General features: G+C 68.1%; 22 protein-coding genes and 1 pseudogene. 10 read left to right on the top strand and 13 right to left on the bottom strand.

Features of this window, described 5'->3' with window-relative positions:
- Positions 1–15 precede the first annotated feature (15 nt).
- On the bottom strand, positions 16–441 hold the full coding sequence (locus tag FNM00_RS14130) for a rhodanese-like domain-containing protein (protein ID WP_143914193.1): 426 nt from the start codon (positions 439–441) through the stop codon (positions 16–18).
- Positions 438–953 carry a cysteine dioxygenase gene (locus FNM00_RS14125; RefSeq protein ID WP_143914192.1) on the bottom strand — a complete coding sequence of 172 codons (516 nt, stop codon included), beginning with the start codon at positions 951–953 and terminating at the stop codon, positions 438–440. The genes FNM00_RS14130 and FNM00_RS14125 overlap by 4 nt, the downstream gene beginning before the upstream one ends.
- A gap of 127 nt (positions 954–1080) precedes the next feature.
- On the opposite strand from FNM00_RS14125, the gene FNM00_RS14120 reads away from it, so the two are divergent.
- Both FNM00_RS14120 and FNM00_RS14115 read left to right on the top strand, forming a co-directional pair.
- Positions 1081–1308: a hypothetical protein gene (locus tag FNM00_RS14120; protein ID WP_143914191.1), complete on the top strand. Its 228-nt coding sequence runs from the start codon at positions 1081–1083 to the stop codon at positions 1306–1308.
- The gene (locus FNM00_RS14115) at positions 1305–1739 is read left to right on the top strand and encodes an ASCH domain-containing protein (protein WP_221933743.1); all 435 of its coding nucleotides are present in this window, start codon (positions 1305–1307) and stop codon (positions 1737–1739) included. The genes FNM00_RS14120 and FNM00_RS14115 overlap by 4 nt, the downstream gene beginning before the upstream one ends.
- A 119-nt stretch (positions 1740–1858) precedes the next feature.
- Here FNM00_RS14115 and mca read toward each other — a convergent pair whose 3' ends face one another.
- A complete protein-coding gene (mca, locus tag FNM00_RS14110) occupies positions 1859–2737 on the bottom strand; it encodes a mycothiol conjugate amidase Mca (protein WP_143914190.1) in 879 nt (292 codons plus the stop codon).
- A 56-nt stretch (positions 2738–2793) separates the two neighbouring features.
- Here mca and FNM00_RS14105 point away from each other — a divergent pair, with 56 nt between their 5' ends.
- The 3 genes from FNM00_RS14105 to FNM00_RS14095 all read left to right on the top strand — a co-directional run bounded on the left by FNM00_RS14105 (position 2794) and on the right by FNM00_RS14095 (position 4399).
- A complete protein-coding gene (locus tag FNM00_RS14105) occupies positions 2794–3171 on the top strand; it encodes a DUF4307 domain-containing protein (protein ID WP_143914189.1) in 378 nt (125 codons plus the stop codon).
- Between the two features lie 66 nt (positions 3172–3237).
- Positions 3238–3738: a transcription elongation factor GreA gene (greA, locus tag FNM00_RS14100; RefSeq protein ID WP_143914188.1), complete on the top strand. Its 501-nt coding sequence runs from the start codon at positions 3238–3240 to the stop codon at positions 3736–3738.
- A 73-nt stretch (positions 3739–3811) separates the two neighbouring features.
- Positions 3812–4399 (top strand): hypothetical protein, encoded by a 588-nt coding sequence (locus tag FNM00_RS14095; RefSeq protein WP_143914187.1) that lies wholly within the window; start codon positions 3812–3814, stop codon positions 4397–4399.
- A 116-nt stretch (positions 4400–4515) separates the two neighbouring features.
- Here FNM00_RS14095 and ilvA read toward each other — a convergent pair whose 3' ends face one another.
- The 5 genes from ilvA to FNM00_RS14070 form a co-directional block, all read right to left on the bottom strand.
- Positions 4516–5706: a threonine ammonia-lyase gene (gene ilvA / locus FNM00_RS14090; protein WP_143914186.1), complete on the bottom strand. Its 1191-nt coding sequence runs from the start codon at positions 5704–5706 to the stop codon at positions 4516–4518.
- Between the two features lie 314 nt (positions 5707–6020).
- A complete protein-coding gene (locus FNM00_RS14085; RefSeq protein WP_143914185.1) occupies positions 6021–6929 on the bottom strand; it encodes a glycine betaine ABC transporter substrate-binding protein in 909 nt (302 codons plus the stop codon).
- A 59-nt stretch (positions 6930–6988) separates the two neighbouring features.
- Positions 6989–7957: an ABC transporter permease gene (locus FNM00_RS14080; RefSeq protein ID WP_240191405.1), complete on the bottom strand. Its 969-nt coding sequence runs from the start codon at positions 7955–7957 to the stop codon at positions 6989–6991.
- Positions 7954–9195: a quaternary amine ABC transporter ATP-binding protein gene (locus tag FNM00_RS14075; protein WP_143914184.1), complete on the bottom strand. Its 1242-nt coding sequence runs from the start codon at positions 9193–9195 to the stop codon at positions 7954–7956. Before FNM00_RS14075 ends, FNM00_RS14080 begins: the two co-directional genes overlap by 4 nt.
- A 182-nt stretch (positions 9196–9377) precedes the next feature.
- Positions 9378–10493 (bottom strand): AI-2E family transporter, encoded by a 1116-nt coding sequence (locus FNM00_RS14070; RefSeq protein ID WP_246065189.1) that lies wholly within the window; start codon positions 10491–10493, stop codon positions 9378–9380.
- A gap of 49 nt (positions 10494–10542) precedes the next feature.
- On the opposite strand from FNM00_RS14070, the gene FNM00_RS14065 reads away from it, so the two are divergent.
- Positions 10543–11040 (top strand): nucleoside deaminase, encoded by a 498-nt coding sequence (locus FNM00_RS14065; protein WP_143914182.1) that lies wholly within the window; start codon positions 10543–10545, stop codon positions 11038–11040.
- Between the two features lie 126 nt (positions 11041–11166).
- Here FNM00_RS14065 and FNM00_RS19550 read toward each other — a convergent pair.
- A pseudogene (locus tag FNM00_RS19550) lies at positions 11167–11412 on the bottom strand (PAS domain S-box protein); the annotation flags it as partial.
- 116 nt (positions 11413–11528) lie between these two features.
- Between FNM00_RS19550 and msrA the strand changes: the two are divergent.
- From msrA to FNM00_RS14040, 4 genes are all read left to right on the top strand, one after another.
- Positions 11529–12164 carry a peptide-methionine (S)-S-oxide reductase MsrA gene (gene msrA, locus FNM00_RS14055; protein WP_143914181.1) on the top strand — a complete coding sequence of 212 codons (636 nt, stop codon included), beginning with the start codon at positions 11529–11531 and terminating at the stop codon, positions 12162–12164.
- The gene (locus FNM00_RS14050; RefSeq protein WP_221933742.1) at positions 12161–12727 is read left to right on the top strand and encodes a mismatch-specific DNA-glycosylase; all 567 of its coding nucleotides are present in this window, start codon (positions 12161–12163) and stop codon (positions 12725–12727) included. The genes msrA and FNM00_RS14050 overlap by 4 nt, the downstream gene beginning before the upstream one ends.
- An 84-nt stretch (positions 12728–12811) precedes the next feature.
- On the top strand, positions 12812–13267 hold the full coding sequence (locus FNM00_RS14045; protein WP_143914180.1) for an Hsp20/alpha crystallin family protein: 456 nt from the start codon (positions 12812–12814) through the stop codon (positions 13265–13267).
- A 42-nt stretch (positions 13268–13309) separates the two neighbouring features.
- The gene (locus FNM00_RS14040; RefSeq protein WP_143914179.1) at positions 13310–13732 is read left to right on the top strand and encodes a VOC family protein; all 423 of its coding nucleotides are present in this window, start codon (positions 13310–13312) and stop codon (positions 13730–13732) included.
- Between the two features lie 3 nt (positions 13733–13735).
- Here the strand turns inward: FNM00_RS14040 and FNM00_RS14035 are convergent, their stop codons facing one another.
- The 4 genes from FNM00_RS14035 to FNM00_RS14020 all read right to left on the bottom strand — a co-directional run bounded on the left by FNM00_RS14035 (position 13736) and on the right by FNM00_RS14020 (position 17674).
- Positions 13736–15196 carry a cytochrome P450 gene (locus tag FNM00_RS14035; RefSeq protein ID WP_143914237.1) on the bottom strand — a complete coding sequence of 487 codons (1461 nt, stop codon included), beginning with the start codon at positions 15194–15196 and terminating at the stop codon, positions 13736–13738.
- Entirely contained in the window at positions 15196–16014 is an 819-nt protein-coding gene (locus tag FNM00_RS14030; RefSeq protein WP_143914178.1) for an SDR family NAD(P)-dependent oxidoreductase, read from the bottom strand. The genes FNM00_RS14035 and FNM00_RS14030 overlap by 1 nt, the downstream gene beginning before the upstream one ends.
- A 77-nt stretch (positions 16015–16091) precedes the next feature.
- A complete protein-coding gene (locus FNM00_RS14025; protein WP_143914177.1) occupies positions 16092–16997 on the bottom strand; it encodes a pirin family protein in 906 nt (301 codons plus the stop codon).
- Entirely contained in the window at positions 16994–17674 is a 681-nt protein-coding gene (locus FNM00_RS14020; RefSeq protein WP_185973166.1) for a tyrosine-protein phosphatase, read from the bottom strand. Before FNM00_RS14020 ends, FNM00_RS14025 begins: the two co-directional genes overlap by 4 nt.
- Positions 17675–17709: the final 35 nt, after the last annotated feature.

The raw sequence follows: 17709 nt of genomic DNA, 5'->3' as shown, positions 1-17709 counted from the left end.
GCCGACCTCGCACTCTCAGCCGGCCGCGAGGCCCGGCACGACCTCCTCCACGGCCGTCACGGTGCTCGACACCGGCAGACCGGCCGCCTCCCATGCCCGCAGGCCGCCGTCGATATCGGCAGCCACGATGCCGAGCGAGCACAGCGCGGCCGCGGCGAGCGAGGACGTGTACCCCTCGGTGCACACGACGATCCATCGGTCGACCTCATCGGCCATCGCCAGGGACGCTCCCGAGCCCGGATGCAGTCGCCATTCGAGATGATTGCGCTCCACGATGAGGGCGCCGGGGATCTCTCCATCCGCTTCTCGCTGCCACGCGGGCCGGATATCGACCAGCTGCGCGCCGCTCCGTTGCCGTTCCCGCGCCTCCGCCGGGCTCAATCTCTCGATCCGCGAGCGCGCCTCGTCCAACAGCGCCCCCACCGAGACGAAATGCGTCATGACGCCCTCCGCAGGTGCGCGGGAGGAGGCGCTTCCGGGTCATCGGTCCACGAATGCGCCAGCGTCACCAACCTCCGGCGGCGGACCTCGTAGTAGCTCATCTGTCGCAGCGGAGGTGAATACGCATGGACACTCACGGCCGTCTCCTCACGACGATTGCGGACATCGTGAACATAGCGTTCGCCGAACACGACCGAGTCTCCCACCGATCTCGCCGTCTCGGTCAATCGTCGCGTCCCTGCCTCCCAGACCGCCTCGTCGAGGCTCCCCTCCACGACGGTGAAAGCTCCCGACGATTCGCCGTGATCGTGCAGCTGAGTGCCTTGGTCCCGGGTCCAGGAGATGAGCCAGACATCCACCTGCTCGTCGGCGTGCACACGGACATGCCACCGTTCGTCAGGGTCGGCGTGCACCTCGTGGACGCCGGCCCGGACCTCATCGGCGACACACTCGACGAGCTCCACCAACGCGGGAAGGTCGAGGGCGGGTGTGGTGATGCGTCGTCTGGGCATGTCTCCATGGAAGACCCCAGCGCTCCCCCGCCCACGTCGTCTCGGCAGGCGAGAACGCTCTCCTCCCGTCCTGCCGGGTGCTAGCCCCGTCCGCCCGCCACCGACGGTCACGGCCTAGGCTGAGCAGGTGGACGTCAGTGCATTGACCGCGGCCGTGCTGCTCGCCGAGGAGATCGATCCCGAGGGCAACCAGGCGATCGGCTGGACGGCGGGAATCTTCACGATCGGGCTGTTCATCGTCGTCGGCCTCCTCCTCTGGTCGTTCGTGCGCATGGCCCGCCGCGCTCGCGAGCCGTGGGAGAACGAGAAGACCGACGAGGACACCGACCCGCCCCGCGACGACGACACGCCGTGAGCGTCTGGTCCGACTACATCGCCGCTCATCCCGAATTCGGCGATGAGACGCCCCCGGCCGACCAGTTCGGGGATTCGCCCGCCATGGCCGACGAGCTGCTCTCGCTGGTACTCGACGGACGCAAGCGAGCGACGGCAGGACTGGCCGAGGGCGAGATTCCCGCCGTGGGCGAGCACTGGATCATGACCGATGGCGAGGGGCGCGAACGTGCCGTACTACGCACGCGCGAGATCCGGGTGGGTCGCCTCGACAGCGTCGACGACGCCTTCGCCTGGGACGAGGGCGAGGGCGACCGTTCCCGCGACTACTGGCTGCGCGAGCACCGGGCGTTCTTCCGGCGGACGGCCGACCGCGCACTCACCGAGCAGGAGGTCGACGCGCTGCAGGTCGTCTTCGAGCGTTTCGACCTCGTCTGGCCGCCGGAGCGGTAGGTCATCAACCTTTGCCCCTCGTCGGCGGTACGTGGTCAACGTCATCGAGACACGATCAGGTTGACCACGTACCTCGACCCGCGAGGTGAGGTTGATGGTCTACCGTCACCTCCGAGGGATCAGCGCAAGCCGGCGAAGAGATCGTCCTCGGGAAGCGGCGAGTCCACGAAGCTCTTCACGAGCTCGTAGTCCTCGGTGGGCCAGGCCTCCTTCTCGATCTCGCGAGGCACCGCGAACCAGAAGCCGTTGGGGTCGATCTGCGTCGCGTGAGCGATGAGGGCGGCGTCGCGGATGTCGAAGTAGTCGGCGCACTCCACCCGTGTCGTGACCCGCTTCTCCCGCTCGGGGTCGAAGGAGCGCGCCAGCCGCTCGGCATAGGGCGATTCCAGACCGTGCTTCTTCATGGCCGCGTCGATCGCCTCGGTGCGCGCCCGCGAGAAGCCGAAGTGGTAGTACAGCTTCTTGACCTGCCACGGCTCCCCCAGCTCGGGGTAGCGTTCGGGATCGGCCGCTGCCTCGAAGGCGTAGACGCTGATCTCGTGGCACTTGATGTGATCGGGATGCGGGTAGCCGCCGTTCTCGTCGTACGTGGTCATCACGTGCGGACGGAACGAGCGGATGAGGCGCACGAGAGGCGCGGCCGCCTCCTCGATCGGCACGAGGGCGAAGCAGCCTTCGGGAAGCGGAGGCTTGGGGTCGCCATCGGGCCAGCCGGAGTCGACGAAGCCGAGCCAGTCCTGAGTCACGCCGAGGATCTCGCGGGCGCGGTCCATCTCCTCGCGACGGATCTCCGTGATGAGCTCGGGGTTCTCGACGATGCCCGGATGCTCGAATCCCGGGTTGAGGATGGACCCGCGTTCACCGCCCGTGCAGGTCGCGACGTGCACATCGACGCCCTCGGCCACGTACTTGGCCGTGGACGCAGCGCCCTTGCTCGATTCGTCGTCGGGATGGGCGTGCACGTGCATGAGTCGAAGTCGTTCGTCCACGAGGTCCATCCTTCCACGCAGGTGGCGGCGGCCCGGTCTCGCGGGCCGTTTGTGACAATGGAGTCATGACCGACCTGACCGAGCGCTACGGCCGCAAGCGGGCGGTGCCGCGCTGGGTGCTGCCCCTCGTCGCGGTCGTCGGCATCAGCCTCGGTGTCGCCTGGGCGGCCTGGACCGCCTGGGACGACGTCCCTCCCTATCAGTCGGAGGTCTTCGGCTACGAGGTGCAGGGCGAGGACCTCACCACCATCACGATCAATGTCTACCGCAGCGAGGACGTCGCCCTCGAGTGCGAGGTCTACGCACAAGCCGAGAGCAAGGCGATCGTCGGCGAGACCGTCGTCGAGGTGCCCGCCTCCCCCCGCAACACGAGGGTGACCGCGGAGATCATCACCGAGCATCGTGCCACCACGGCTGTCATCCGGACATGTGAACCGGCCTGATCCCTGGTAGAGTCGGTTATTCAACCCCGGGTGGTGACCCGGGGTTCCGTACGTGGAGGAGGCATCATGACGCCCACCGAGTCTGACACCATCTGGGTCACTCAGGAGGCCTACGACCGCTTGTCGGCTGAGCTGGATCATCTCAAGAACGAGGTGCGCACCGATATCACGGCCAAGATCGCAGCCGCCCGCGACGAAGGCGATCTGAAGGAGAACGGCGGCTACCACGCCGCTCGTGAGGAGCAGGGCAAGACCGAGGCCCGCATCCGCCAGCTCGAGGACATGCTGCGTCGCGCCGAGGTCGGCGAGGCCCCCGCGGACGACGGCCTCGTCGAGCCCGGCATGAAGATCACCATCCGCTTCGAGGGCGACACCGATACCGAGACCTTCCTGCTCGGTTCGCGTGAGCTGCTCAGCATGGACTCCAGTGTCGACCTCGACATCTACTCGCCCACCTCGCCGCTCGGCGCGGCGATCTCGGGCAAGAAGGTCGGCGACACCGCGACCTACGAGGCGCCGAACGGCAAGAGCCTGTCGGTCGAGATCGTCGACGCCAAGCCCTTCTGAGCGAACCCGCTCGCGATGAATGCCCCGGCCACGGCCGGGGCATTCATCGTCTCAGAGCGCTAGTGTCCTCCCCATGATGCTCACCGGGCGCATCGCCCATGCTGTGGCCGACGGCGCGGTCGCGGTCGCCTATCGCCGCTGGCGAGTACCGCGTGTGACGGCTGGGTCCACCTTCAGGACCGTCGCGGGGATCATCCGGGTCGATCGCATCGACCGGATCGAGGCATCGGCCCTGACCGAGGCGGACGCACTCGCGGCCGGGCACTCCTCGCTCGCCGAGCTCATCAGCACCTTCCGAGGCACCGACGCCGACCCAGTGTTCCGCATCGCTCTCTCCTGGGCCGGGGCGGATCAGCGGGAGGTGCTCGGCGACTGCGCTGATCTCGCTCCCCAGGACATCGAGGCCATCGACGCGCTGCTGGATCGTCTCGACGCACGGACGTCCTGGGCGCGGGCGACCCTGGGACGGATCGGGGACCGGCCGGGCGTCACCGCCGCCGAACTAGCCGGTCACCTGCCGATCGAGAAGGAATCGCTCAAACGACGCCTCCGGACCCTCAAGGAGCACGGACTGACCCGGAGCCTCACTCGCGGGTACGATCTCTCCCCGCGCGGCCGGGCCTATCTGGACAGGTCGCGGGCCGGCTCGGACGACTCATAGCGCGGTTCGGGCGGTACGACATCAACCTCATCGGGCGCTGATGGCGTTGATGCCCTATCGTCACCAGCGACGAGAGGTTGATGGCCTACCGCCACCGCGCGCAGAAGGCTCCCCGCTCAGATGAGGTCGTAACCGAGGTCGAGGAGACGGGAGCGCAGGTTCTCGCGGTGCTCGGGGCCGCGGGTCGCGACCTGCAGAGCGACCTCGACCTGACGCACGCCCAAGGCCTCGGAGGCCCGGTCGTGATTGACATTGAGCACATTCACGTCGTTCTTGGCCAGCTCGGTCAACAACCGCATGAGCTCGCCGGGACGATCGGAGATCCGCACCCGGAACATCATGAAACGCCCCGCCGAGGCCAGACCGTGACGGATCACCTCGAGCAGCAGCAGGGCGTCGATATTGCCTCCGGACAGGACCGTCGTGACCGGGCCCTCGAAGGCATCGGGATGCTCCAGCAGCGCCGCGACACCTGCCGCACCTGCCGGCTCGACCAACAGCTTGGCGCGTTCGAGAAGTCCGATCAGAGCGGTGCTGAGAGTGTCCTCGCCGACGGTGACGACCTCGTCGACATACTCGTCGATCACGTCGAAGGGCACCTGACCCGGCCGGGCGACGGCGATACCGTCGGCCATCGTCGGGCCGAGATCGGTGAGGACCGGCTCACCGCTCGCCAGCGAGCCCGGCCAGGCGGCGGCTGCCCCGGCCTGGACCCCCACGACGCGGATATCCGGTCGTTCAGATCGCAGCAGGGCGATACCCGCGGCCAGTCCTCCGCCGCCGAGCGGCACCAGGATCGTGCGCACATCGGGCTGCTGCTCGAGGATCTCGAGACCGACCGTGCCCTGCCCCGCGAGGATGTCGCGATGGTCGAAAGGGTGGATGAAAATGGCACCGGTCTCCTCGCTGAAGGCCTCGGCAGCCTCCAGCGCGGCGGTGACATCGCGGCCGGCGAATCGCACGTCGGCGCCGTAGCCGAGGGTCGCCTGCACCTTGGGCAGCGCGGCGCCCTCCGGCATGAAGATCGTGGCTACCGCCCCGAGCTGACGCGCGGCCAACGCCACCCCCTGCGCGTGGTTCCCGGCGCTCGCCGCCACCACGCCGCGCGCTCGTTCCGCCTCGCTCAACCGTGCGATGCGGACGTACGCGCCGCGAACCTTGAACGAGCCCGCCCGTTGCAGGTTCTCGCACTTGAGATGGATCGGTGCGCCGGCGATCTCGGCGAGCCAACGCGAATGCGCGAGCGGAGTGACCTCGGTGACGCCGGAAAGCAGGTCGCGGGCAGCACGCACATCGTCGAGATTCACGCATCCACCTTAGGGAAGCGCCGCTCCTTCGATGCATCGGGGCGCGACCCCGACTCCGGGCGACGACGCAGGCAGCCTCCCACGAACCAGCGGTGACTTACGCCCGTCACGGCCCGACGGGCGGTGAGATAGGCACCTCTCACGACCGGTGAGACGTGCGTAAGTCACCACCCGCGTGGGTGAGACGTGCGTAAGTCACCGCTGCTGCTCACGCATCGGCGATCAGCGATTCCTGAGTGGTGCCCATCGATGACGAACGCCCGGCCGTCACCCGCCGAGACGGGTGACGACCGGGCGTCGGTCGTGGGTCGGACTCAGCCCTTGAGGCTGTCGATGAAGTCCGGGTTGTCCTCGAGCCAGGCCTCGATGGCCTCTTCCTCATTGCCCTCGCCGTACTCGTTCACGACGATGTCCTCGAGGCCTCCGTACTCGTCATCGCTGAGCTTGAAGTTGCCCATCATCTCCGCGACATCGGGGAACTCATCGGAGAAGTCCGCGTTGGCGATCGCGTTCAGCGTCTCGGGGTCACCGAAGGCGCCCTCGGGGTCCTCCAGGTCCTTGACCGGGAACTCCGAGTTGGCCCAGAACGGACGCCACAGCGTGACGACGATGTCCTCTTCGTTGTCGATGGCGTCCGACAGCGCGGCCAGCATCGCGGTGGTCGAGGACTCGACCAGCGTGTAGTCGTCGTCGAGCTCGTAGGCCGGCATCACGCTGTTCTTCGTGGCGTCGGTCAGACCGGCGCCCGCCTCGATCCCGACGATCTCGCCGCCGAACTGGTCGGCATTGTCCTTGAGATCGGCGATCGAGTCGATATCGGTGTACTCCGGGACGGCCATGGTCAGCACCGCGCCCTCGTAGTACGCGCCCAGATCCTCGAGCGCATCGCCGTGCTGCTCCATGTAGGCCGCATGCGTGACCTCGGGCCAGGCGGACGGGTAGACGTCGATGGAACCGTCGGCGAGGCCCTGGTACAGCAGACCGGCGTCGGCGACCTCCTCGATCTCGACGTCGTAGCCCTCCTGCTCCAGCACGTTCTTCCACAGGTACCCGACGCTCAGGCCATCGGTCCAGGAGGGGATGATGCCCAGCGTGATGGTTCCGCCGCCGTCGGCATTGTCATCCGAACCGCCGTTGTCGTCCGAACCGCAGGCCGCGGTCGCGGTCAGTGCGAGGACGCTGGCGGCGACGCCGAGGCCCTTCAGGAATCCCTTACGCTTCATACAGTTTCTCTCCTCATCGTTACTACGTACGTCTGGTGTGTTTCGAGGGGTCGGGTGGATCAGGGACCATTCGCGATGTGCACGCCGACCGGCTTGTCACCGGCCTCCGCCGACTGCTGCCGGGCGTCCTTGTCCTCGCGTGCGCGGCGGCGGCCCTTGAAGCGGCCCAGGCCACCGGCACCCGCGGCCGCGGTGATGCGGTCCAGCAGGATCGCCAGCACGACCACCGAGAGGCCCGCTTCGAAGCCGAGGCCGACGTTGAACCGCTGGATCGCGGTGATGACGGCACCACCGAGACCCGCACCGCCGACCATGCCGGCGATGACGGCCATGGACAGCGCCAGCATGATCACCTGGTTGACGCCGGCCATGATGGTGGGCATCGCCAACGGCATCTGGATGCCGCCCAGGATCTGCCGTGGTGTGCCGCCGAAGGCCTGTCCGGCCTCGACGACCTCGGAGTCGACCTGGCGGATACCCAGTTCGGTGAGGCGCACGCCCGGCGGCAGCGCGAAGACGATCGTCGCCACGGTGCCGGCGGGAACGCCGAGACCGAACAGCATCACCGTGGGGATGAGCCAGACGAAGGCCGGCATGGTCTGCATCAGGTCGAGCACCGGCCGGACGACCCGGCTGACGGCTTCGGAGCGCGCCGACAAGATGCCCAGCGGGATGCCGATGACCAGCGCCACCAGCGCGGCGACGAGCACCAGCGAGAGGGTGGCCATCGCGTTGTCCCACTGGTCGACGCTGACGATGAACAGCAGGCCCACGACGGAGCCGAGCGCCAGCTTCCAGTCGCGCACCAGCCAGGCGATCGCCGCCAGGATCACGACCGTCACGAGGACCGGCGGCCACTGCAGAAGATCGGTCAGCCCGTTGACGGCCGCCTCGATCACATCGGCGATGAAATTGAAGAACCAGCGGAAGGTGCTCTTGACCCAGTTGATGGCGTCTTCGATCACATCGCCGAGCGGGATGCGGGGAATCCCCCACTCCACGGTCTCCATACTGCGCAGTGCGCTCATGAGCTCGCCCCCTCGAGGTGTGCGGTGGAGCCGATTCCGTTGGTGCCCTGCGCGCCGTCGTCGTGACCGCCCACGGCGCCCAGGGCGCTGAGCAGTGTGACGCGGGGGATGACACCGACGAGTCGCTCACCCTCGACGACCGCGAGCGGCGCCGGGCTCTCGGCCGATGCGCCGAACAGGTCGGCCACCGCTACCTCGGGCGTGACGGTGACGGCCGCGAACACCAGGCCGTCGAGCGTGTCCTGGCCCCGCTCCACCGCGGCGGCGACGTCCTTCTCCAGCACCGCGCCCTTCAGGTTGCGCTGCCGGTCGACCACCATGAGCGACGAGATCTGGTGCTCGCGCATGAGCTTGTGTGCCGTGCGAGGCCCCTGCTCGAGGCCGAGCACCGCCACGGGACGCTCCATCACCGAGGACGCGGTCAGCACGCGGGTGCGGTCGACGTCCTGGATGAACTGCGCGACGTAGTCGTTGGCCGGGTTGTTGAGGATCTCCTCGGACGATCCGACCTGCTCGACGCGGCCATCGCGCAGCATGGCGATGCGATCGCCCAGGCGCATGGACTCGTTGAGGTCGTGGGTGATGAAGACGATGGTCTTATCGAGATCGGACTGCAGCTCCAGGAGCTGGTCCTGCATCTCACGACGGATGAGCGGGTCGAGGGCGCTGAACGCCTCGTCCATCAGCAGGATCTCGGTACCGGCCGCCAGAGCGCGAGCGAGACCCACGCGCTGACGCATGCCGCCGGAGAGCTCATCGGGCATCGATCCGCCCCAGCCCCCGAGGCCCACCATGCCCAGCGCTTCGTCGGCGCGCCGCTCACGCTCCGCGCGGTTCATGCCACGCAGCTTGAGTCCGTACGCGGCGTTCTCGCCGACGGTACGGTGCGGCAGCAGGGCGAAGTGCTGGAAGACCATGCTGACCTTCTCGCGCCGGACGCGACGCAGGCCCTGCGAGTCGAGCGCGTTGATGTCCTCGCCGTCGATCAGCACGGTGCCGTCGGTCGGGGTGAGGAGACCGTTGATCATGCGGATCAGCGTCGACTTGCCCGAGCCGGACAAGCCCATGGCCACGAAGATCTCGCCACGCTCGACCCGGAAGCTCGCGTCGATGACGGCTGCGGTGATGCCATCGGCTCGTAGGTCGTCGCGAGACTCTCCCGCTTGGAGTCGTCCGACCGCGCGCTTGGCGCCACGGCCGAACACCTTGTAGAGGTGCTCTGCTTCGATCAATGCCACGTCAGATGCCTCATCTTCCGGCCCGCGGTTCATCCCCCCGGTCTCGCACAGGCCTCTGCCGTTTTCTTGCTCTGGCGGTCGACGAAAAGTCAACCGACGATCGACATTACCAGAAACTCTCAGGATCGCTTCATCCGGGCTTCAGCCCTGCTGAAGCCCGGATGACATGACGAGCTTCGCTCTCAGGTGGGTTGCGCTTCGTCGCCGAGGAGGCCGTCCGTGGTGGGTGGCTCACCCTCGGCCAGGTGTCTGACGACGCTGTTCGCGCAGGCGGCGAACGGAACGGCGAGGAGCGCGCCGACGATGCCCGCGACCACGATCCCGCTGGCGATGACGAGGATGATCGCCAGCGGATGGATCGCCACGATGTGGCCCATGAGGAAGGGCTGCAGGACGTGCGACTCGATCTGCTGGACGGCGATGACCCCGCCCAGCATCAGCAGTGCGGTCACCGGCCCGTGGGCCACCAGTGCGACCAAGACGGCGACGAGGCCCGAGACGAGGGCGCCGACGATCGGCACGAAGGCACCGAGGAAGACCAGGACACCGATCGCGAGGGCCAGCGGCACCTGGAGCACGACCGCCACCAGCGCGATGCCGATCGCGTCGGCCAGGGCGACGAGAACCGTCGCGCGGACGAACGCGGTGAGCGACCCCCACGCGGCGCGGCCGGACGACCGGACCTTGCTGCGCGAGGCACGCGGGAAGAACTGCACGACCCAGTTCCAGATCCTGGCGCCGTCGTAGAGGAAGAAGAACGCCGCGAAGATCGCGATGAAGAAGCCCGCGACGAAGTGCGTCACCCGCGTGCCGACCTCGGTCGCCTGATTGATGACCGACGAATCGCTGGAGGCGATGGCCGACTGCAGCCGCTCGATCCACTGCGAGAGCTGGGCGTCGCTGAGGTTCAGCGGCCCGTTCTTGGCCCAGTCCTGCACCTGGGAGATCCCCTCGACCACGGAGTCGCGCATCTCATTGAACTGCGACGACAGTTGCGTCCCCACGAGCGTGACCAGTCCGCTGAGGGCGAGCATCATCCCGATCACGACGATGAAGGTCGCGAGGATCCGCGGCACCTTGCGCCGCGTCAGAGCGTCCACCGTGCCGATCGACAGCGCGGTCAGCAACAGGCCCACCGCGATGGGGATGGTGACCTCGGAGAAGAATCCCATCACCCAGGCGAGGGCGAGGACCCCGGCACCGATGACGATGAGCCGCCACGACCACGCGGTAGCGATCTCGACCCCGAGGGGCACTTCGTAACGTCGGCCACCGGCCGGTGCATCTTCGGCGCTCACATGTCTGAGCCTACGGCGAAAACCGGACGCCGCTGAGTACCGTGGAGCCATGGCTGACGGCGCGGCGATCACCGAGACCGATCTTGTCCATCTGCGGCGTTGCGTCGAGCTCGCGAGCGAGGCGCTCGAGGACGGAGACGAGCCCTTCGGCTCCGTGCTCGTCGACCCGGACGGCACAGTGGTCTTCGAGGATCGCAATCGCGTCAAGGGCGGCGACCACACCCGCCATCCCGAGTTCGAGATCGCGCGATGGGGTGCGGCGCATCTCACATCGCAGCAGCGCGCCGGCAGTACCGTCTACACCTCGGGTGAGCACTGTCCCATGTGCAGCGCGGCGCACGCCTGGGTCGGATTGGGCACCATCGTCTTCGCCACCAGCAGCGCTCAGTTGACCGAATGGCACCGGGCCTGGGGCATTCCCGCCGGACCGGTGGCACCACTGCCGATCACCCAGGTGGCCCCGCGGATCCCGACCCGCGGGCCCGTGCCGGAGCTGGCAGCAGAGATCCGAGGCCTGCACGCACGGATGCGCGACATCGACGCATGACCTCACCCCGTCACCCGAACGGATCGAAGCCCACACTCCCGGCATCGGTGAAGATCGCGACGGCGCGCCTACCGCCTGGTTCAACCCGTCGCTCAGCGCCAGCAACCGGCCGGCGAACGAACGGATCCGACCGTCGGCGCACAGCACGGGCATATCGGCCCGCATGTCCTTGACCTCAGGCTGGGACATAGTGCGCGTGAATCGCTGCCAATGCGCCCCACGCAGATGCGCCGGAATCAGAAAATCGACGCGCTGGCCGAGCACCTGCCCGGCGGCATAGCCGAACAGTTCGTGTGCGCCGTCGTCCCACCGCCGCGCCCGTCGACGTCGACGAGGATGAGCACCTGGGTCATCATCACGACAGTGTCCCAGACCTCAGCGATCCCCACTCGCCTTCGGCCCCGGTCCTCGCCCGGCCTCGACCGGTGGCCCGCGCGCGTAGACTCGACCTGCTGGGAAACCTTCGACTCCCGAGGAGAGGACCGCCCATGATCTTCGGTCGCGACAAGTCCACGCTGCCCACGGCCGAGAGCGCCCTGCCGGGACGCTCCGAGCGCCCCTTCTCCGTCGGCGATCGCCACCTGGTGACCGGGAACCCGATCGAGACCGATGGCCCGGAGGGCTTCGAGATCGCCGTGTTCGGCCTGGGGTGCTTCTGGGGCGAGGAGAAGACCTTCTGGGAGCAGCCGGGGGTCTGGTCGACCTCGGTCGGCTACGCCGGGGGCATCACGCCGCATCCCACCTACGAGGAGGTCTGCACGGGTCAGACCGGCCACGCCGAGGTCGTGCGCGTGGTGTTCGATCCCTCGGTCACGAGCTACGCGGACCTGTTGAAGGTGTTCTGGGAGAACCACGACCCCACACAGGGCATGCGCCAGGGCAATGACCGCGGCAGCCAGTACCGGTCGATCATCCTGACCACCACGCCGGAGCAGCAGCGCGAGGCCGAGGCCTCGAAGGACGCCTACCAGCGTCAGATGACCGCGCACGGCTACGGCGAGATCACCACGCAGATCAAACCCCTGGACGAGTACTTCTACGCCGAAGAGGGGCATCAGCAGTATCTGGTGAGGAACCCCTTCGGCTACTGCCCGCTGCACGCGACGGGCGTGCAGTACGCGTGACCTCGTGGACGCGAGCCGAGCTGGCGTCCTTCGCCGGCCGGACCATCCCCGATGTCATGCCCGATGACCTGCGGCTGCTGTTCGTGGGCATCAACCCCGGGCTGGTGAGCGCGGCCACCGGCCTGCACTTCGCGCGGCGTGGCAATCGCTTCTATCCCGCACTGCGCGATGCGGGCCTCGTCGACTCCATCGATCCGGCGGAGGCGTCGGCGCGGTTGAGCGCACGAGGCGTGGGGATCACCAATCTCGTGGCTCGCGCCTCGGCGCGGGCCGATGACCTCACCGCGGAGGAGCTGCGCGCCGGGCGCACCCGTCTCGAGGCGCTGGTGGCCGACCGCGAGCCACGCGTCGTCGCTGTGCTCGGCGTGACCGCCTATCGGCAGGCCTTCGGCGAGCTCCGGGCACAGGCAGGTCGCCAGCCGGCGGATCTCGTGAAGGCCCAGCTGTGGATCGCACCGAACCCGAGTGGACTCAACGCGCACGCCACCCGCGAGAGCCTCGCCGCCGACTACGGACAGATCGCCGCCGCGGCAGGGCTGCGCTTGCAGGCTTTTCGCTCCTAGCGAACGACTTGAATCAAGAAAGTTGAGTCTCCTACACTCAAGGCATACCGGTCATGGGGACCGGACCTGACGAAGGAGGACATCATGTCGACCACTCTTTCCCTGTTCACCCGCCGTGACCCCTTCGACAACCTGATGCGCTCGGCCTTCGGGCCATCCGCGTGGCCGGAGTCGGTCCGCACGGACTTCATGCCGGCCGCCGAGTCGCATCGTGACGGCGATGACGTCGTCGTACGTCTGGAGGTCCCGGGCATCGATGTCGCCAGCGACGTCACCGTCGAGGTCGTGCAGAACCGCCTGGTCGTGCGCGGCGAGCGTCGCGACGAGCGTGACGAGCAGACCGAGGGCCGCAGCATCCGCGAGATCCGTTACGGCCAGTTCGAGCGGACCTTCACCCTCCCCTCGCACGTCGGAGCGGACGCGGTCAGCGCCTCGTACGACAAGGGCGTGCTGAGCATCCGCGTGGCGAATGTCTACGCCGGCACCGAGCCGACGCGGATCGCCATCTCCGAGGGACCGGCCGGCAACGAGCTGGAGTAAGAAGTCGCGCGAGGTGTCGGACGGCGGCGCTACGGTGCGAGCATGGAGCAACGACTCAGCCTCGTGACCCTCGGCGTCGCCGACCTCGCCCGATCGCGAGCCTTTTACGAGAACGGCCTCGGGTTCGTCAAGCACAATGACGAGCCCGAGGTCGCCTTCTATCAGCTACCCGGCATCGTCCTCGCCCTGTGGAGCCGTCAGGAGCTGGCGGCCGATGCTGGAGTCGAGGACACCGGGGCGACCTTCGGGGGCATCGCCCTGGCCCACAACGCCCGCGATCGGGCCGGCGTCGACGAGATCGTCGCCGAGGCCCTCGCCGCGGGCGGGTCGCTACGCAAGCAGCCCGAGCCGACCCCGTGGGGAGGGTACTCGGGCTATATCGCCGATCCGGACGGTCACCTGTGGGAGATCGCCCACAATCCGGACTGGACGATCGACCGCGACGGCCGCGTGTCGATGCCCTGAGCCTCAGTGCGCGATCGGGCAGCGATCGCCTCCGCCGTCGCCGCTCGGAGCCGGTTCATGACCCGCCGACGCCGGGGTTCGCGGCACGAACCGCAGTCGCAGCCCGCGCGGCACGATCGTGAGCCGCTCCTCGATCTTCAACTCGTAGTCGGGGTCGCCCACGAGCTCATAGCGATGCAGGATGCGGGCAAGCACGAGGATGGCCTCGTGCAGCGCGAACTGCCGCCCGATACAGGCCCGCTCTCCGGTGCCGAAGGGCTTGTAGATGTTCTTGGCGCGCCCGCGGCTGTTCTCGGACAGGAATCGGTCGGGGTTGAACTCCTCGGCATCCTCGCCCCACACGGCCGGGTCACGATGCGTCAGGGGCAGCATGACGAGCGCCCAGTCATCGGGCTGCATCCGGTACTTGCCGGCCAGCATCGTCTCCTCGCGGGGGCTGCGCGCGAAGGCCGGGGCCGTGGGCCAGAGGCGCAGCGCCTCGTCCAGGACACGGCGCAGGTGGCGGAACTTCGGGACCTGCTCGAAGGTCGGCTCGGCGTCCCGGTCATCGCCCAGGATCGCGTCGGTCTCAGCATGCGCGGCCGCGAGCGCGGACGGATTCCGCGAGAGGTAGTACAGCGCGAAGCTCAGGGCGCCCGACGTGGTCTCGTGCCCGGCCACCAGGAAGGTCAGGATCTGGTGGCGGATGTTGAGATCCGAGAGCCGCTCCCCCGACTGCGGATGCTCGGTCCGCAACATCAGATCGAGCAGGTCACCGCGCTCCTCTCCTCCAGCGCGACGATCGCTGATGAGCCCGTCGACGAGCTCATCGACATAGGCCATGTGGTCGGCATTCTCCTCGTCGATCTTGCGGGCGATGCGCTTGCCGCCCGGGATCGTGTCGAGGGATGCCTTGCGCATGCCGGTCGTCAGCGCCGCCACCATGGCCGGCACGAAAGGATGCACCTCACGAGAGGTGAACGAGCCGAAGTCGCGGCTGAACGCGCATCGGCTGATCGTCTCCATCGTCAGCTTGGTCATGTCCGCGGTGACATCGATCGGGCCGTCGAGGCGATCCCACACCGTGAACATCTCGGCGGCCGTCTCGAGCATCGTCGCGTGGTAGCCGCGCATCGAGTCCCGGGAGAAGGCCGGCATCAAGATGTCGTGGGCACGCTGCCAGTTCTCCTCTCCGTCGTAGGCCGTGAAGAGCGCATCCCCCACGAACTCGCGGAGCGCCGCCAGCGCCGGCGACAGCGCCTTGTGGAAGCGCTTCTCATCGCACAGTTCGGCAGCCAACTCGGCGCTCTGCACGAAGACGAACTTCTGGCCGAACACCTTGATCTCGAAGATCTCACCGAACTCCGGGGCGAGCCTCATGACATTGCGCAGCGGCGTGCCGTCGCGCAACTGCCGGGCATCGCCGGCGATCGGCAGACGGCCGGAAGGATGTTCGAAGGTCTGCGACCATGCGTTGCGTACCATCACAGCCCGCTTCGCGTGCCGACCGCCGCCACCAGCCGCTGGTAGGCCGGCCCGGCGATACGAGCCAGCGCGTCGATCGCCACCGCATCGGCGCCGATGAGCACCCGCGCCTTGCGCTTCTGGACACCCCCGAGAATGACCCGGGCCGCCTTCTCCGGGCTGGTGCGTGCGATGCGATCGAAGGACGACGCGAGCGCATCGTGGTCGCGACCGGCGCTCTGTCCCGCGCTTCGGGCGATATTCGTCTTGATGCCGCCGGGGTGGACACAGGTGACGGACACCGGGCGGCGCTTGGCGATCATCTCCATCCGCAAGGCCTCGGTGAAACCTCGCGTGGCGAACTTCGCCGCGTTGTACGCGCCCTGGCTGGGTACCGAGATCAGACCGAAGACACTCGACACGTTGACCACGTGCCCGTCACCGGAGGCGACCAGATACGGCAGGAAGGCCTTGGTGCCGTTGACGACGCCCCAGTAGTCGACATCGGTCACCCGCTCGAGATCCTTGAACTCCATCTCCTCGATATCGCCGGTGAAGGCGATGCCCGCATTGTTGATGACGATGTTGACGGTGCCGAACTCCTCGGCCACGGACGCCGCATACGCGAGGACCGCATCGCGCTCCGTCACGTCGAGGTGATCGCTGCGCAGGTCAGCGCCGTACCTCGACGCCAGTTCGGCGGTCTCCGCGAGTCCCGCGGTGTCGACATCGCTCATCGCGACGCGCGCGCCGCGCCTGGCGAGCTCGACGGCCAGCGCCCGGCCGATCCCCGATCCGGCACCCGTGACGACGGCGACCCGCCCGGTGAAGTAGGTCATGGAACCTCCAAGTCATTCGGATACTGACAGTATCCGAACGGCAGGCCGAGCGGAAGGGGTCGGCCGTTTGGAAGGCCTCACTCCTCCAGGCGACGCCGGCGAGGCCTCAGGCGCAGCTCCGGCATGGGCGGCGCCGGGATGATCTGACCGTCATGTCCGTCGACATGTCCGAAACGCGCGGCCTGCCCCTGCCAGTCCTCACGCGCCCGGACGATGTCCTCGTGCGTACGGCCGATGAAGTTCCACCACATGACGAGCTCCTCCTCGAAGGGCTCCCCACCGAGCAGCATCACGGTCGTATCCGTCTCCGCGGCGATCTCGACCCGCCCTCGACCCTGCGCCAGATACCGCAGCAGGCGATGGTCCACCCCCACGCCATCGACCGCGATCGGTGCGTCGACGGCGAGCAGGCCGTGTTCGAAGGACGGGTCGAGCGGGAGCTCGTGCGTGCCCGCTCGCAGACGCAGCTCCACTCCCACGAGCGGCGAGAACACGGTGGCGGCCGACCGTCGGCCGCCGAACTCTCCGATGAGCACGGTCGCGCTCCAGCCGTCGGCCTCGATCCGCGGCAGCTCGGCATGGTGGTCGAACCCGGCTGGGCCGCGCCGGTCGGCATCGGGCAGGGCAACCCACAGCTGTACCCCGTGCATCTGCTCGCCCGCAGGGGTGTCCACCGAGAACTCCGAATGGGAGACACCATCGCCCGAGGTCATCAGATTCAGCTCGCCGGGCCTCAACACCACATCGCTGCCCAGGCTGTCGCGATGGCGGATCTCGCCGCTCAGCGGCCAGGTCACCGTCTGCAGACCGGTGTGCGGGTGCGGCAGCACCGTCATCGCCTCGTCGGTGGGGCCGAAGTGGTCGACGAAGCACCAGGCACCGATGGTGGGCAACGCACGGCTCGGCAAGGTGCGGTGCACCGTCAGCTGGCGCAGGCCCCCGAGCGGGACCTCCCGGGCCGGGATCGTGTGGTCGCCGATCATCCCACGAGCCGTTCGCGAAGACGGTCGACGGTGCTCGCGTCGCCGCCGGCGGCGCGGAACCAGCCGTGCACGCCGTCGTCGTGGGCCTGCCAGGCGTCGAGGACCGCGGAGATCGCCTCGACCGGCGTGGCGAAGTACGCGGCGGGCACCTCCGCGCGACGCGAGCCGAAGACCCTCCGGAAACGAGCCTCGATCTCGTTCTCGTGCTGCGCGGTGACCAGATAGTCCTCCACGATGTCGTCGCGCCGAACCCCGAGGAGGGACAGGGCGAGCGCAATCGAGACGCCCGTGCGGTCCTTGCCCGCAGCGCAGTGCACGAGGGTGGGCCCGTCAGCCGTCGCGATCTGGTCGATCACCTCGACCAGAGGGGGTGCCGAAGTCCGGAGCATCAGCAGATACAGATCGGCGAGACTCTCCGGCGGCGCCACCCCCGGGCGCAGTGCGCTCAGCAGCGGGAACGACCGCACCTGGGCTCCGGTGTGAGCGAGCGGGTGCTGGGGCTCGACCTCTCCCGCCGATCGGAGGTCGAGGACCACCCGGGGAGGCCAGGTGACACCCTCGGGAGCACGATCGTCGGCCAGGGGCAACGCGCTGCGCAGCAGACGACCGGTGCGCAGCGTGCCGTCAGCCGACGCCACTCCGCCGATGTCACGCAGGTTGGGTACGAGTTCGCTCACGCGGCCATCGTAGTGTCCTACGCCGGAAGTTCGTT

Origin of the sequence: Aeromicrobium piscarium (genome assembly GCF_007421815.1) — a bacterium.
Taxonomy (GTDB): Bacteria; Actinomycetota; Actinomycetes; order Propionibacteriales; family Nocardioidaceae; genus Aeromicrobium; species Aeromicrobium piscarium.
Note: the sequence above shows the minus strand (reverse complement) of the source record. Positions and strands in the feature narration are given on the sequence as shown.